We start from the raw sequence: 14,705 nt of genomic DNA, 5'->3' as shown, positions 1-14,705 counted from the left end.
AATGAACAAAATCTTCAATTTATTCAATTATACGAAACGCGAGAAAGCTTTTAAACTGAATGACGAACGGGATGCACAGAACTTGGAACCTGGAGGAGGAACAACGATGGATCTAAGAAATCGTACGGCGATCGTCACCGGCGGCGGCACGGGGATCGGAAGAGCGGTATCGCTGGAGCTGGCGGCGCTGGGCGCGTCCGTCGTCGTCAATTATTCGCGTTCGCAAAGCGAAGCGGAAGAAACGGCCCAAACGATCCTCGAATTCGGCGGGCGGGCGATGGCGATCCATGCCGACGTATCCTCGGACGCGGAGGTTAGGGCTATGTTCGGCACCGCGGATCAGGCGTTCGGCTCGGTAGATCTGCTCGTGAACAACGCCAGCGTCACGCGGCACATTCCGCTGCAAGACCTGGAGGCGGTGACGGACGACGCATGGGACGAGCTGGTCAACATTAACGTCAAAGGGATGTTCTACTGCGCCAGAGCGGCCGCGCCGCTCATGGCCCGCGGAGGCGGAGGCGCGATCGTGAACGTCGGTAGCATCGCAGGCAAGACCGGTCTTGGCTCCTCACTGCCGTACGCGGTCTCCAAGGCGGCCGTCCACGGACTCACGCTATCTCTGGCGCACGCGCTCGCCCCGCGGATCCGCGTCAATGCGATCCTGCCCGGCGCCGTCGGCACGCGTTGGTGGGCGGGCCGCGAGGAACAGATGCGAAAGCTCGCGCCCGCTACGCTGCTTGCCTCCATCGCGTCGCCCGAGGATATCGCCCGCGCCATCCGCTTCGCGCTGGAACAGGAGGCGATGACCGGACAGCTCGTCACCGTAGACAGCGGACAGACCCTCTGACCACGAGAACTCCCCGCCTGCTCGCTTCTTCTACCATAACATCCAGCCCGGCGCCTCCGTCTCCAGTCCGATCTTACGCTATGCGCGAGTTGGACGACAGAGACATTCTCCAAGTGTTAAGCTATACGCAACCAAGCTTTGCTTATAAGGAGCGATCTCTTATGAAAATCCATCGCGGTACGCTGCTCGGTCCCCTCTTACTTCTGGCCGGCCTTTTTCTGCTGTTCCGCGGCGATCTGCATCTGGGCACGGGTTCGATTTTCGCTTACTTCTGGCCGACGTTGTTCGTGCTGCCGCTGGGCATTTTCTTTCACTGGCTATACTTTTCGGTGCTCGGCGGCAAAGGCGTCGGCGTGCTCGTTCCCGGCGGCGTTCTGCTCACGGTGTACGGCGTCTGTCAGATCGCCATGCTGCTGGACAACTGGTCGATGATGTGGCCCGGCTTCATTCTCGCCCCTGCCGTCGGTCTGTTCGAGCTTTACTGGTTCGGCGGCCGGAACAAGTGGCTGCTGATCCCGATCAACATCTTGACCTTCCTTTCCCTGATCTTCTTCGCGATTTTCTCGATCGGCTACGTGCTTAGCAAGCTGACGGGCGGTACTTCCATTTTGGCCATTCTGTTGATTGGTGCGGGCGCGCTTGCCCTGATGTCCCGCCGGCGGGAATCGATCTAACCGGCACCGGGATCTGTTCGCGAGGAGCACGCCAAGACAGGCATCCTCGGCCTGCAGATGATAGAGTGGATTAAGAGAGGGGATATGCATGGAGTGGCTGGAGCGAATGCGGCACGCGCTGGAGCGGATGGAGCGAATGGTCGAGGAGCCCTTCGATATGGCGGAGATCGCACATGCCGCGTGTACTTCGCCCTATCATTTTCAACGGATGTTTCACATGCTCACGGGCATGACGGTCGCGGAATACATGCGCAAGCGCAAATTGACGCTGGCGGCTCAGGAGCTGGCAATGGGTGCGGCCAAGGTGCTGGACGTATCGCTGAAGTACGGCTACGAATCGCCGGAGTCGTTCGCGAAGGCATTTCGCAAGGCGCATGGCATCGCGCCCTCCGAAGCTAAGGCTAAAGGCGCCTCGCTTAAGGCTTACCCGCGTATTTCCTTCCATCTGTCATTGAAGGGAGACAAGGAAATGGACTATCGGATCGTGAAAAAGGAAGCGTTCCGGGTTATCGGCAAAATGATCAAGGTCGGCACCGAGAACGGGGAGAACACGCGGAAAATTCCGGCTTACTGGGGAGAATGCGCAGCCGACGGCACGATCGCCAGATTAGCGGAGATCGGATCTGGCAACCCGCTGCTCGGCATCTGCTCGATGCCGCCCGGCGAAGAGTTGCTCACCTATCTCGTCGCGGTGGAATGCGATGCGGATGCAGCGACGCCGGAAGGTTACGTCTCGTGGACGGTGCCGCAGGCCGCCTGGGCGGTATTTCCCTCGATCGGCCCCGTGACGCCGTCGATTCAACAGGTATGGAGCCGGATTTTCGGCGAGTGGTTCCCATCCACCAACTACGAACACGCGAACGCCCCGGAGCTGGAGGTATACCTGGAAGGGGACACGAATGCGGAAGATTATCGCTGCGAGGTATGGATTCCAGTCGTCTCGCGTCAGGAATAATGCCGGTCTACTGTTATATGGCTGGTTGAACCGGATCCTCACGATTGACAATGTCCTCTCGCTTCAGCGAAGATGGACCTGAGAAGACATGATGCGGACGCGAAGCACGCGCCGCCGTTAATTCCGTTTACTAGCGGAATTGCCGGACGGCGCGTGCTTTTTTGCGTCCTCCAAGCAAGCAAAAGGCTGTGATATACTGAAGGGAGAACGGGAACATGAGGAAACGATTGAATCCGAAAAACGATTACTTGTTCAAACGGCTGTTCGGAGAGGCGGACAGCAAGCCGCTGCTCATCGGTCTGCTTAACGCGATCCTGCACCGGAGGGATCGGACGGCGATTGCCGATCTGACGATTCTGGACGGCAAGCTGCTCACCAAACGGCTCATCGAGGACAAGGAAGGCGTGCTGGATATCCGTTGCGAGACCGCCGATCGGGAGCAGATCAACGTCGAAATGCAGGTCGGGCGCTACCGGCACATGGAAAAGCGCAGCTTGTTCTATATGGGACGCTTGCTGGCGGACTCCATCCGCGAAGGCGAGGATTACAGCCAGCTCAAGAAGACGATCTGCATCAACATATTGGACTATTCGTTTTTGCCGCTTAAGCACTTCCATCATTCGTTCCAACTCTACGAAGATCAAGCGAGGCAATATCGGCTCACCGACCTGATCGAACTGCATTTTATCGAATGTCCCAAGTTTCGATCCGGGCCGTATCGCCTCGACGATCCGCTGCATCGCTGGCTGCGTTTTTTGGACGAACGGACGACCCCAGAACAATTGGAGGAGTTGATCGAGATGGATCCGACGATTCGGAATGCCGAAGAGCGTCTGTCCCACTTGAGCGAGGACGACATGACCCGCATGCTGTACGAAGCGCGGGAAAAGGCGCAACGGGACCGGATTAGCTTCTTGAAGGACGCGTGGGAGGAAGGCCGGGAGTCGGGCTGGGAGACCGGCAAAGAGGAAGGGCTGAAGGAAGGCCTGAAGGAAGGTCTTGAAAAAGGCCTCAAGCAAGGCAAGGAATCGGCCAAAGAGGAAGTCGCGCTTCATATGCTGCAAGAAGGCATGGACACCGCTGCAGTCGCCAAACTCACCGGACTTTCGCCGCAGCGCATACAGCAGCTTGCCGCACAAAAATAACGCGAAAGGGGCCGTACCTAACCGGCCCCTTTCGCGTTATTTTAGTTTGCCGCCGCGATCTGCTTGCTCCGCAGCTGCCCACAGGCCGCGTCGATGTCGGCGCCGTGCTCCAGCCGCACGCTGACGCTCACGCCGCGCTTCTTGAGCGCGTCGTAGAAGCCCCGTACCGCGTCCTGCTCGCTGCGCTGGTACTGGCTGTGCTCGTCCACCGGATTGTACGGGATGAGGTTGACGTTCACCTGCCCCCGCCGCGCCTCGCCGATCAGGTCGGCCAGCTCCTCCGCGTGCTCCCTGCGATCGTTTACATCCCGCAGCAAGATATATTCCAGCGTGAGCCGCCGGTTGGTCCGCTGCAGATAATAATCGATCGCATCCATTAGCTTCGCGATCGGAATGGCGCGATTGATCTTCATAATGCGCGTGCGCAGCTCGTCGTTCGGCGCATGAAGCGATACGGCCAGGTTCGTCTGCAAATCCGAGTCCGCGAATTCCCGCAGCTTGTTTGCCAGCCCGCTCGTGGACACGGTGATGTGACGCGGTCCGATCGCCAGCCCCTTGTGATTCTTCATGACGCGGATAAAATCCGCCATGTTGTCGTAATTGTCGAAGGGCTCCCCAATGCCCATCACGACGATATGGCTGACGCGCTCTCCATTGCCTGCGGCATCAAGATGCGCCTGAACCTGCATGATCTGCTCCGCGATCTCGCCCCCGGACAGATCCCTGCTCTTGGCAAGCAGGCCGCTCGCGCAGAAGCTGCAGCCGATATTGCAGCCGACCTGCGTCGTCACGCAGACGGACAGGCCGAACTTGTGACGCATGAGCACCGTCTCGATGAGATTGCCGTCAGCCAGGCGGAACAGGAACTTCACAGTTCCGTCCGCGGACTGCTGCTTCACGTGCTCCGTCATCGTCCGAAGCGCGAAGCTCTCCTCGAGCACTGTCGTCACGGCGGGCTCGAGCGCAGGGGCCATCTCCGCAAAATCCGCGATGCGGCTGCGGTACAGCTGCTCCCACACCCGGTCGGCGCGCGACTTTTTGAAGCCCCGCTCCGCCAGCCAGGCAGCCAACTTATCGTAAGGCAAGCCGTATATCGATGGCTTGGTCATCTTCTTTTACCTCTCTTCTAGCGGTTCAGCACGTTGTCTTCGAGCACCGCGTATTTATCCCCGTATTCCTTGATGATATGCTGCTCGCCCCAGTTGCACAAGGAATCCAGAATCGACTTCAGACTCCACCCGTAAGCGCTGAGCTCGTACTCGACGCGGGGAGGCACTTCGTTATATACGATCCGGTTGACGATGCCGTCGTCCTCGAGCTCGCGCAGCTGCTGCGTGAGCATCTTCTGCGTGATGGCGGGCATCAGGCGCTTGAGTTCGCTCGTGCGCTTCTTGCCGTACGTCAGATGACACAGAATGACGCACTTCCATTTGCCGCCGATGACTTCGAGCGTCGCTTCCACGGAGATATTGTATTTTTTAGCCAACGCGAGGTCGCTCCTTTCGTATGTCGCCATGGGTACTTTTTAGTACCTATATCACTTAAAAGTACGTACTGTCCATTCGGGCGACATTCATCCATAATAGCATTCACCGGCCGGGATATCTACTACGGGAGTGATGCTCCAATGAGGTTTGCAGTCAAAAAAAGCACGGCCGCGCTGCTTGCGCTCGCGGTCAGCGCGTTCGCCATCGGTACGACCGAATTCATCAGCGTCGGGCTGCTGCCCCTCATCGCGGATGATCTTCATATATCCGAATCGCTCGCCGGCCTTACGGTCACGCTATACGCGCTTGGCGTCATGGTCGGGGCGCCGGTCCTGACTTCGATCGCGGCAGGCGTGCCGCGCAAGACGCTGCTGCTCTGGATCATGGTCGTCTTTATCGCCGGCAACGCCCTCGCCGCCGCTTCGGGCGGCATCGTCCTGCTGCTCGCCGCCCGCGTGCTGTCCGCCTTCGCGCATGGCGTCTTCATGTCCGTCGGCTCGACGATCGCGGCGGATCTTGTGCCGCGGGATCGCAGAGCCAGCGCAATCTCCACCATGTTCTCGGGTCTTACGATTGCGACCGTAACAGGCGTTCCCCTCGGCACGCTGCTTGGCCAGCACCTCGGCTGGCGGACCGCCTTCGCCGCGATCGCGGCCGTCGGCATCGCCGCCCTCGCGGCCAATCTCGCGCTCGTCCCTTCCGGGCTCCGCGGATCCGTCCGGACCAAGCTCCGCCGCCAGCTCCCGCTGCTGGGCAATCGCCGGCTGCTGCTCGCCTTCTCCATCACGGCGCTCGGCTACGGAGGCACGTTCGTCGTCTTCACTTATTTGTCTCCGCTTCTGCGGGATATAACCGGATACGGCGAATCTTCGATCGCCTTGATCCTGCTTTTCTATGGCATCGCCATCGCGATCGGCAATGTCGTCGGCGGCAAAGCCGCCAACAAGCGCCCCGTTCCTGCGCTGCTCATCATGTTCGCGCTGCAGGCCATCGTGCTGCTCGCGCTGAACTTCGCCGCGCCCTATCGCGCGACAGGACTGGCGTTCGTCCTGCTCATGGGCCTGCTCGCCTTCATGAACGTGCCCGGTCTCCAGCTCTACGTCGTGATGCTGGCGGAACGGCATGCCAAAAACGCCGTCGACTTCGCTTCGTCGCTCAACATCGCGGCTTTTAACGCGGGTATCGCAATCGGCGCCTTCCTCGGCGGCATCGTCGTGGACCGGCTCGGCGTCGCGCATACGCCCTGGGTCGGCGCCGTCATGGTCGCCGGCGCCGTGCTGCTGACGGCCGCGAGCCTTCGCGGAGAAAACGCGGAAAACCGCGCAAGAAAAGACTGCCAAGCGCTCGCGGCAACAGTCTCACACTAAAAATAAGGGGGATCATCCCGATTATGACTACGCATACTGAGCTTCAAAATCTTCAAAGCGCCTTTCCGCTCGCCAACGGCGTCCGTATGCCATGGCTCGGCCTAGGCGTATTCAAGGTGCCGGAGGGCGACGAAGCGGCGAGCGCGGTCAAGGAAGCCGTGCGCCGGGGTTACCGCAGCATCGATACGGCCGCAATCTACGACAATGAGACGAGCGTCGGCACCGGCATTCGCGAGGCGCTAGCCGAGACGGGACTTGCCCGCGAATCGCTGTTCGTCACATCGAAGTTGTGGAATGCGGACCTCGGATACGAGGAGACGCTCGCCGCTTACGAGACAAGCCTTCGCAAGCTGGGGCTTGATTACCTCGATCTTTATCTCATCCATTGGCCCGTCGCGGGAAAATACAAAGCGGCTTGGAGCGCGCTCGAAAAGCTGTATGCAGAAGGACGCGTGAGGGCGATCGGCGTAAGCAACTTCCACGTTCACCATCTAGAGGACCTGCTTCAAGCCGCAACCGTTGCGCCCATGGTCGATCAGGTCGAGCTGCATCCGCGGTTGCAGCAGCCTGAGCTGCGGGCTTATGCGGCCGAGCGCGGCATCCGAATAGAAGCGTGGTCCCCGCTTATGCAAGGAGAATTGCTCGACGATCCGACGCTGGCGGCGATTGCGCACGGGCACGGCAAGTCCGTCGCGCAGATCATCCTCCGCTGGGACCTCGAGCTCGGCGTCGCGACGATTCCCAAGTCGACCCGAACGCCCCGGATCGCGGAGAATGCCGATGTCTTCGGCTTCTCGCTCACGGAAGAGGATCATCGCCAGATCGCCGCGATGGACCGCGGCTTGCGTGTCGGTCCCGATCCCGACAACTTCGACTTCTAAACAAACGGCGCCGCATCCCAGCCGGGAGCGGCGCCGTTGTCGATTCGCCGGAAGCCGGCGGCTGCTTATGGATTGGACTTGTCCCGCTCCTGCTGCGACTGCGGGGTTTGCTGGGATTGCCTGGATTTTGCTGGGACTGCTTAGCTTCCCATTCCTCGGCCTGAGACTCGACGTCCTGTCCCCGTCCGACCTTTCGGTTCTGCTCAAGCGAGTTGTTATCCTAAAGACAGCGCACGTGCGGTTAGGCTAGCGCGGATCTGCCGAAGCCCGGCTCCCACATCGCAGAGCCCTCCCGGATCATCTCCGGCTCAGCCTGGCAGGCCCGCTCCCAGGCCTCGACGCAGGCAGGCTCGAAGTGGGTCCCCTTGCTCGCGTTCAGGATCACCATCGCATCCTCGTGGGACATTGCCGGCCGGTATGCGCGGTTGCTTGTCAGCGCATCGTATACGTCCGCGACCGCTACGATTCGCGCCATTCTCGGAATCTCTTCGCCGGCCAGGCGGTCGGGATAGCCTTCGCCGTTCCACTTTTCGTGGTGCGAACGGATGATGCCCAGCTCCTCCTCCATGAATCCGAGATTTCTGCACATCTCGTATCCCCGGACAGGATGCTCCTCAATGATCGTCCGCTCCTCCGGCGTCAGCCGCCCGGGCTTGTTCAACACCGCGTCGGGCGTCTCGATCTTGCCGACGTCGTGCACGATCGTGCCGCCGACGAGCGCGCGCAGCTGCTCCGGACGGAGCTGCAGCTGCTCGGCAATCTTAAGCGCGTACAGCGTCACGCGGAAGTTGTGGCCCGCCGTGTACGTATCCTTGCTCTCGGTGGCCAGCATAAGCGCGCGGACGCTCGGTTGCAGCGCGTTGGTGATACGCTCGACCGGATCCGTCGTGAACAGCCCTTTGATCGCGCCGGTGAGCGAACGTCTGGAAGCATACTGCCGATAGAGCCCGAACAGCACGACGATCATCGCCGCCAGCAGCAGGAAGTGGTAAAGCCACCAACTGCTGCGCCATACCGTTCCTTGCGTCATGATGAGCTGAGCCGCGATGAGCCAAGCCGTGCTGTAAACGATCGCCAGTTCCAGCGGGAAGCGCGAGTATAAGTAGGAACGATAATAACGGTAGCCCGTGACGATATTGACAATGATAACGAACAGCGTCGCCGAGCTGTTAAGCGGATGCACGTCGAGACGGATAAAGTCCACAATCTCGGGACGCAGCAGGCCGATCAAGCCGGCGAGCGCCAGCAGCACGGTCCACAGCGGAAGAAGAAGCCGTTCGCGGCAGGATAAAAAATGGATAAGAGGGTGGTCGGAGCGCCAGGAGGACAGCCAGAGCCAGACGGTGGCAAAAATGACGCTGAGCGGGGCGCTAATCTTCGGCAAGGGCGTGGCGCCTATCAGAAAATTAGGCGTAGACAATCCGTGCACCATGAATAGCACAGCTAACGAGACGAAGGACAATGCAAGAAAGCTGACCTTGATATTGCGAACGCGCCTCCCGGCGACGGCGACAAAGCCGGCCACGATCAGCGCCAGCAGCGCGACTGAACTGACGATGTAAAAGTGCGCGCCAGGCAACACGAATAGACCATCCCAGCCGGGATTCCTGCTCAATACGACGAACGCGACATAAGGAAGAATCGAGGCGGCGAGCGGGCCAAGCAGAGAGCGTGCGTTCATCGGCTTTTTACTCCATTTCTCCGATATGGGACATTGGACCTGTCTTTCTCCATCTTAAATCACGACGCACAAAATGGAAATACTTGAAATACGCGATGTGTAGAACAATCGGCGCATCTTAAGCGCGATCCAGCCCCTTGGCCTGCTCCTCCAGCCGGCTCGCCGCGTCCTCGATCCTTTGGAAGGCAACGACGGCGTCCTGAAGCCTGCGCCTGCTCTCTTCCGCCGAAGACTGCGACCGCTTCGTCCCGCTGCCGATCTCCGCCATTCTCGAGACGACCTCCTCCACTTCGGCGTTTGCTTTTTTGGCGGCTTCCTGGACCTCGCCCGCGAGCTTACGCACCTCCGAAGCGACGACTTCGAATCCTCGTCCGAACTCCCCGGCGTGCGCCGCCTCGATCGCAGCGTTCAGGGAGAGCAGCTGCGTTTGCGACGCTACCTCGCGAATGACCCGCACGATGCCCCGTATCGCGGCGGTCTGCTTTTCCAGACGTTGCAGCCTGTCAAAGTTGTCCATCGAATCCGCGCGCAGCCGCTCGATCGCGGCTTCGATCTCTCCGCTCTTCGATATGCCTTCGCCCGCCCGGTTCGACAGCTCCTGTGCCGTGCGCTTCAGTTCCTCGGTGTGCAATATCGCCGCTTGCTCGCGGGACGTAATGTCGGTTGCAATCTTGATTACGGCATCGTATCCCCCGTCCGTCCCCCGCACCGGCATATAAGTCGCTTCGAGCCAAAGGAGAGTTCCGTCCTTGGCGACCCGTTGGATTTTTTCCTGAAAGGCCTTGCCGCTGCGAAGGTTGGTCCACAATTGCCGGTAAGCCTCGCTAGCTGCAAAAGCAGGCGTGCAAAACCGCCGATGCGGCAGCCCGCGCATCTCCGCCTGGTTGTAGCCCAGCGCGTCCGCAAATTTGCGATTGGCCCACAGCGTTACGCCTTCCATATCGAATTCGATCATCGCCAGGGAACGCTCCATCGCCCCCAATACGGCCCCCGCATCCAGCACCTGCGTATTGTCCTCGTATTGCGCCCGCTCGCCCATGAAGTCCTTAACCATCCTTTTCACGAGGTAATTTGTATATTTTATGTATAGGTATTATCGATAATGATTTGATTTTAATTGTACACAACCTATACAATACAAGCAATAAATATTGGCACTGCGTGCGTCAAAATGCATGTTTCAAGCTATAATGAAGAAGTTTTGTATCAATTATGTATAATTTTAGGCGGAGGTGCGCACAGTGTACAGCATTCAAAAAGTAACCGACATGCTCGGCATTCCCGGCGTGACCCTTCGCGCCTGGGAAGCCCGCCACCGCATCGTCAATCCGCTCCGCAGCGCCGGAGGACACCGCCTTTACAGCGAATCTGACATTGCTACGCTCAGATGGGTCAAGCGTCGGATGGAAGATCAGGGGATGAAGATCGGAGAGATCGCGCAGCAGCTAAAACAAGACAGACCGCTGCGTACGGAGGGCCCCGATGCGGAAGGTGCGTCCCTTCCGTTCCTGCCGCCGCCCGCAGAATCGCGACCGTCCCAAGTCGACTTGCATATCGCGGATCGGCTCTATCCGGCGCTCATCGCCTTTAATACGGAAGAGGCCCATCAAACCATCGATCTCGCGCTGTCGCTGTACGGCTACGAAAAAACGTTCCATACCATCCTCGCTCCGCTCCTCGTCCGCATCGGCACCGACTGGGAAGCGGGGAAAATCGCCGTAGCCCAAGAGCATTTTGCCTCGCAGCTCATCTTGCAGCGGTTCATGCAGATCTTCCGTTCGCTGCCGGTCGATCCGAGCATGCCCAGCGCGGTCGCCTTCTGTCCGCCCGGCGAGCATCACCATCTCGGCTTGCTCCTGTTCAGTCTTTACCTGCGAAAAAGGGGCATCGACGTAATCTACCTGGGCCCGGATACGCCCTATGAAGGGCTCGGTCCGCTCATCGAAATGAAGGACGTACGGGCGGCCGCGATATCCGTTACCGATCCGCTTCTTATCGAGCCCCTCTCCGAATGGCTGAGCCAGACCATCGGCCGCTATCCCGGGCTTCGCGTCTTGCTGGGCGGCGCCGGCGTCGGTCCGCGGAACACCGGCAGAAGGCAATGGGAGCGCGTCAGTTATGAGGACAGCATCGATTGGGATGCCTGGTTTTTGACCGCTTTCGCCTCTAGGCAATAAGGCCCAGCGTCGCATGAACTTTTGCCCGACGAATTGGCGGTTCTTACAGGAGTTTGATTCATGCTGTCGAATTTTAGTTGATAACAGGCAATTTTTCCCGCGTCAGATCTTACCAAATCGATGCGACAGGTAAAATGGGGTGCAATATGAAAGCGGTTCGCTTAATCGCAGCGATGGCGTGTGCGTTCGTCATTGCCGCGTTGTTCATTATAGGGCCGAAAACAAGCTGGGCGGCGACGCCCGAGGCGAAAATCGACCATTGGCAGGTCATGTGGATTCCGAACGGCGCGCAGCTCGGCGTCTCGCCGCCAGCGGACGGACAATGGATCGAAGCGGAGGCGGGCACGCCGCTGGTCGACCTGCCGGAAGGCATCCAGGGCGCATGGATCCGCCTGCAAGTGCCGCCGACGAGCGGCTGGCAGCGGCCCGGCTTGTTGGTGCGGCGATTGTACGGGCTTGAGCTGGCCGCCTTCAGAGAGGGGAACCTGCTCTTTGAGTCGAAGCGCGACTTCGACTTTCACTTGAACCGGCTGCTGCTGCCTCTCGGCGTTTACGACCGGACGTCGAACATCGACGTGCGGATCCTTACGACGGGGACGCGCGCAGGGTTCATCACGAATGCCCGCATCGGCGAGTTCGCGCCGCTGGAGGAGAGCTACGTCCGCAGAGAGCTGCCGGACCTGCTGCTCGGAGGATCGATCTCTTTCCTGGCGCTGATCATGCTGATCTGCTCAAGCTATCTGAACCGCCGGCAGCGGAGCTCCTGGATCTCGCTCTGCCTCATCGCGCTGACGATCGGCATGCTGATATCGGTCTATTCGCCGATGCTGTATATTTATTACAAATCGTATGCCAACCTCTTTTTATCGTTGTTCGATCTGTCGATGTTCGTGCTCTTTCCCGCGCTCAGCTATTACGTGGACGAGGTACTGGGCGGCCGCTTCCGCTTTTTCACGAGATTCCGCAAATGGCAGGCCGGCTTCTCCGCCTTTTGTTTTCTGGCGTTTATCGCGTACAAGGCGACGAACGAGCGATATTACGATCTGTACTACCTGCTCACGAATCCGATCCTCGGGTCCTTGATCCTCGTGCAGTTGATCATTATCGCCGTGCTGTCCGTCATCCATGCGATGCGCAAGAACACGGACGCCATTATCTTGTCCGCATGCCTTTTCTTGTTGGCGCTCTCGGGGGCTACGGATCTGGTTCTCTATTATGCCAGCGGCAAGAGCTACATTCTGTTCCTGTGGAAAATCGGGGTCGTCCTTCTGATCGTAGGGCTCGTCATCATCCTGGCCAGACGCATATCCGCCGATTATCGGATGCTGCTGTCCTACTCCAAGCGCCTGGAGCTGTTCAATCATCGGCTGGAGCGCACGGAGAAGCTGAAGATCATCAGCGATCTCGCCGCATCGGTCGCGCACGAAGTCCGCAATCCGCTTCAGGTTACGCGCGGATTCCTGCAGCTGCTGGCCGGGCGGGGAGACAACGAGAGCAAAAAGCATTTTAACATCGCGGTTAGCGAGCTGGATCGCGCATCCGGCATCATTACGGACTTTCTGACCTTTGCGAAGCCCGAGCTCGAGACGGTCTCTCCGTTGAATCTGGCGGAGGAGCTGGCGCAGCTCGAAGTCATTATTGCTCCGCATGCGGCCATGTACGGCGGCAGGCTGCACATTAACGCGGATCCGGGACTGACCGTAATCGGCAGCTCGTCCAAGTTCAAGCAGGCGCTTATTAATCTGTTGAAAAACAGCATCGAGGCGTTCAAGGAAGACGGCTATATCGAGATCAACGCTTATGAGGAAGACGGCGAAGCGATCATATGGATCAAGGATAACGGGGAAGGAATGGACGAAGCGCAGATCGCCAAGCTCGGCGTGCCTTATTTCTCGACCAAGTCCAAAGGTACCGGTCTCGGGACGATGGTCACCTTCCGCATCATCGAGGTGATGAAAGGCACGATCGATTTTAAAAGCCGCAAGGGGCAGGGAACCGAAGTGTTAATTCGGCTCCCGATTGCCAGCGATGCAGCCCGCGAAGAGGCCGCGGTCGCTGCAGCAGTCTTACCAAACAACTTCGACGTTTGAATCGCCGCCCGCGATGTCCTCGGGATTCGGCGGGATGACCAGGTAATAGTGCGAGGCGGTCTCTTCGACGGTCGTCACTTGAATTTCTTGCGGCAGGTCTACGCCGAAGGCCTCTTTGACCGCTGCCTTGGGATCAGTCAGCAGTTGTTGCTTGAATGCGGGATCTTCCCATGCTTTTTTGATGACCTGGACTTTAAGCGATTCGAGGGACATTCGATTCACAACCTTTTCATATGATTGGGCCTATCCACCCATATCCTACCATACGATTAGGCTTCTCGTCCCTATAATTCTTTCATTTTTGATAAAAAATATGAAAAACCGCCACCGCTAGCCAATTTATCCGTCGTATCTCGGGTCGCCTGAACGTCGTTCAAAATCCCGGCCACGATCTCCTGCTGGAATCGCACCAGTCCCGGCGCGGCACTGGGCAGCGCGGCCAGCCGCTCGCCGTGGCCGAGCACGATGGAGGCCAGCTGCTCCAGCGCCCCTTTGCGGTAAATCGCCTGCAGAACCAGCCGCTCCTGCAAGGGCTGATCCTCGGGCAAGGCCAGGCTCTCGCGTCTGACCAGCGTCAGAAAAGCGTTGCTTCGTTCTTCCCCGGGCAGATCGTCCCGCCAGTCGGTCCAATCGTCCGCCAGCTGCAGAGACGCAAGCGCCAGCTCGACTGCTGTCTCCATATCGGCAATCTGCTCCGAAAGTCCCGCGTCCAGCAGGACTGCGACGGCGCCGAGCTTCACCGGGGCCGACTTGCGCGCGAGCGCGCGGGGATCGCGCGGATCCGCACGCCGCAAGCCTTCGCCGGAGACGGCGGTCGCCCATTCGGCCAGATAACTCCGGTAGTAGGTCCAAAGAGAGGATTCGGGCGGGTGGTAGCGGCCGTAACGCTCGATGAAAAGCGCGTGCAGCAGCTGGCCGACTGCAAGGGCCTGCTTGCTCTCCATGCCGGCGTCACTGCCGTCCATCATATCGTCGAGCACAAAAAAGTGCAGCATCGCATATACGTTGCCCACCGCCAAGTCCCGGCACAGCGCTGGATCGGCTCCCGTCCGCGCGCCGATCCAGGACGGCAGCAAAAAGGCGATATAGTTGGACTTGCGGTCCCGACCCGTCGGGTCGGCCCGCATGACGAGCCCGCGAATGGCGGCGCTTAGCGGCTCCGGGTATGCGTCCGCTCCCGCAGCGGCTTCCGCAAATACGTTCGCGATCTCTCGGGCGATTTCCGATCCGGCTTGTACGGTTTTCATGAAGAGGCCTCCAATATGTATGGCACCCATCTTCCGTAGTCGCATCTGCCGGCATAGCGGATCATGGGCGTTCAATGCTTCTATCATACCGTACAAAAGTCTGAGATTCTGTAATCGCGTTCACAAATTTTAAAAATATTAAGCCGTATTTCCC

Annotated in this window: 14 protein-coding genes; 8 read left to right on the top strand and 6 right to left on the bottom strand. The window is 59.1% G+C overall.

All coding sequences use genetic code 11. The features are described from left to right. Positions 1-106: 106 nt before the first annotated feature. From ACFSR7_RS17715 to ACFSR7_RS17700, 4 genes are all read left to right on the top strand, one after another. Positions 107-847, top strand: a complete 741-nt coding sequence (locus tag ACFSR7_RS17715; RefSeq protein ID WP_378163798.1) for an SDR family NAD(P)-dependent oxidoreductase — start codon at positions 107-109, stop codon at positions 845-847. Between the two features lie 167 nt (positions 848-1,014). Further along, the gene (locus ACFSR7_RS17710) at positions 1,015-1,521 is read left to right on the top strand and encodes a hypothetical protein (protein ID WP_378164625.1); all 507 of its coding nucleotides are present in this window, start codon (positions 1,015-1,017) and stop codon (positions 1,519-1,521) included. Between the two features lie 88 nt (positions 1,522-1,609). Then, positions 1,610-2,476 carry an AraC family transcriptional regulator gene (locus ACFSR7_RS17705; protein ID WP_378163796.1) on the top strand — a complete coding sequence of 289 codons (867 nt, stop codon included), beginning with the start codon at positions 1,610-1,612 and terminating at the stop codon, positions 2,474-2,476. A gap of 215 nt (positions 2,477-2,691) precedes the next feature. Then, on the top strand, positions 2,692-3,621 hold the full coding sequence (locus ACFSR7_RS17700; RefSeq protein WP_378163794.1) for an Rpn family recombination-promoting nuclease/putative transposase: 930 nt from the start codon (positions 2,692-2,694) through the stop codon (positions 3,619-3,621). A 41-nt stretch (positions 3,622-3,662) separates the two neighbouring features. Here the strand turns inward: ACFSR7_RS17700 and rlmN are convergent, their stop codons facing one another. Both rlmN and ACFSR7_RS17690 read right to left on the bottom strand, forming a co-directional pair. Then, positions 3,663-4,730 carry a dual-specificity RNA methyltransferase RlmN gene (gene rlmN, locus ACFSR7_RS17695; RefSeq protein WP_378163792.1) on the bottom strand — a complete coding sequence of 356 codons (1,068 nt, stop codon included), beginning with the start codon at positions 4,728-4,730 and terminating at the stop codon, positions 3,663-3,665. Positions 4,731-4,747: 17 nt separating this feature from the next. Beyond that, positions 4,748-5,137 (bottom strand): winged helix-turn-helix transcriptional regulator, encoded by a 390-nt coding sequence (locus tag ACFSR7_RS17690; RefSeq protein WP_378163790.1) that lies wholly within the window; start codon positions 5,135-5,137, stop codon positions 4,748-4,750. 111 nt (positions 5,138-5,248) lie between these two features. Between ACFSR7_RS17690 and ACFSR7_RS17685 the strand changes: the two genes are divergently transcribed. Together ACFSR7_RS17685 and ACFSR7_RS17680 are read left to right on the top strand one after the other, a co-directional pair. Beyond that, entirely contained in the window at positions 5,249-6,475 is a 1,227-nt protein-coding gene (locus tag ACFSR7_RS17685) for an MFS transporter (RefSeq protein ID WP_378163788.1), read from the top strand. A gap of 23 nt (positions 6,476-6,498) precedes the next feature. Beyond that, positions 6,499-7,356, top strand: coding sequence for an aldo/keto reductase (locus tag ACFSR7_RS17680; RefSeq protein WP_378163786.1), 858 nt, complete (start codon positions 6,499-6,501; stop codon positions 7,354-7,356). A 241-nt stretch (positions 7,357-7,597) separates the two neighbouring features. On the opposite strand, the gene ACFSR7_RS17675 is transcribed toward ACFSR7_RS17680, so the two are convergent. Both ACFSR7_RS17675 and ACFSR7_RS17670 read right to left on the bottom strand, forming a co-directional pair. After that, positions 7,598-9,037, bottom strand: a complete 1,440-nt coding sequence (locus tag ACFSR7_RS17675; RefSeq protein ID WP_378163784.1) for an HD-GYP domain-containing protein — start codon at positions 9,035-9,037, stop codon at positions 7,598-7,600. Between the two features lie 118 nt (positions 9,038-9,155). Beyond that, complete coding sequence (locus ACFSR7_RS17670; protein WP_378163782.1) at positions 9,156-10,076, bottom strand: methyl-accepting chemotaxis protein; 921 nt, start codon at positions 10,074-10,076, stop codon at positions 9,156-9,158. 202 nt (positions 10,077-10,278) lie between these two features. On the opposite strand from ACFSR7_RS17670, the gene ACFSR7_RS17665 reads away from it, so the two are divergent. Together ACFSR7_RS17665 and ACFSR7_RS17660 are read left to right on the top strand one after the other, a co-directional pair. Further along, positions 10,279-11,214, top strand: coding sequence for a MerR family transcriptional regulator (locus ACFSR7_RS17665; protein WP_378163780.1), 936 nt, complete (start codon positions 10,279-10,281; stop codon positions 11,212-11,214). Between the two features lie 146 nt (positions 11,215-11,360). Beyond that, positions 11,361-13,304 (top strand): ATP-binding protein, encoded by a 1,944-nt coding sequence (locus tag ACFSR7_RS17660; protein WP_378163778.1) that lies wholly within the window; start codon positions 11,361-11,363, stop codon positions 13,302-13,304. Here ACFSR7_RS17660 and ACFSR7_RS17655 read toward each other — a convergent pair. Further along, complete coding sequence (locus ACFSR7_RS17655; RefSeq protein WP_378163776.1) at positions 13,281-13,517, bottom strand: NHLP leader peptide family RiPP precursor; 237 nt, start codon at positions 13,515-13,517, stop codon at positions 13,281-13,283. The genes ACFSR7_RS17660 and ACFSR7_RS17655 overlap by 24 nt on opposite strands. Before the next feature lie 71 nt (positions 13,518-13,588). Beyond that, complete coding sequence (locus ACFSR7_RS17650) at positions 13,589-14,551, bottom strand: hypothetical protein (RefSeq protein WP_378163774.1); 963 nt, start codon at positions 14,549-14,551, stop codon at positions 13,589-13,591. Positions 14,552-14,705 lie beyond the last annotated feature (154 nt).

It is taken from the genome of Cohnella sp. GCM10020058, from assembly GCF_042683485.1.
GTDB lineage: Bacteria > Bacillota > Bacilli > Paenibacillales > Paenibacillaceae > Cohnella.
This window is presented reverse-complemented; position numbering and strand designations above follow the sequence as displayed.

Excerpts from the sequence above, each read along its gene's own strand:
- ACFSR7_RS17715 (WP_378163798.1), top strand. The coding sequence starts at position 107 with ATGGATCTAAGAAATCGTACGGCGATCGTCACCGGCGGCGGCACGGGG.
- ACFSR7_RS17705 (WP_378163796.1), top strand. The coding sequence starts at position 1,610 with ATGGAGTGGCTGGAGCGAATGCGGCACGCGCTGGAGCGGATGGAGCGA.
- ACFSR7_RS17700 (WP_378163794.1), top strand. The coding sequence starts at position 2,692 with ATGAGGAAACGATTGAATCCGAAAAACGATTACTTGTTCAAACGGCTG.
- rlmN (WP_378163792.1), bottom strand. The coding sequence starts at position 4,730 with ATGACCAAGCCATCGATATACGGCTTGCCTTACGATAAGTTGGCTGCC.
- ACFSR7_RS17690 (WP_378163790.1), bottom strand. The coding sequence starts at position 5,137 with ATGGCGACATACGAAAGGAGCGACCTCGCGTTGGCTAAAAAATACAAT.
- ACFSR7_RS17685 (WP_378163788.1), top strand. The coding sequence starts at position 5,249 with ATGAGGTTTGCAGTCAAAAAAAGCACGGCCGCGCTGCTTGCGCTCGCG.
- ACFSR7_RS17680 (WP_378163786.1), top strand. The coding sequence starts at position 6,499 with ATGACTACGCATACTGAGCTTCAAAATCTTCAAAGCGCCTTTCCGCTC.
- ACFSR7_RS17675 (WP_378163784.1), bottom strand. The coding sequence starts at position 9,037 with ATGAACGCACGCTCTCTGCTTGGCCCGCTCGCCGCCTCGATTCTTCCT.
- ACFSR7_RS17670 (WP_378163782.1), bottom strand. The coding sequence starts at position 10,076 with ATGGGCGAGCGGGCGCAATACGAGGACAATACGCAGGTGCTGGATGCG.
- ACFSR7_RS17660 (WP_378163778.1), top strand. The coding sequence starts at position 11,361 with ATGAAAGCGGTTCGCTTAATCGCAGCGATGGCGTGTGCGTTCGTCATT.
- ACFSR7_RS17655 (WP_378163776.1), bottom strand. The coding sequence starts at position 13,517 with ATGTCCCTCGAATCGCTTAAAGTCCAGGTCATCAAAAAAGCATGGGAA.
- ACFSR7_RS17650 (WP_378163774.1), bottom strand. The coding sequence starts at position 14,551 with ATGAAAACCGTACAAGCCGGATCGGAAATCGCCCGAGAGATCGCGAAC.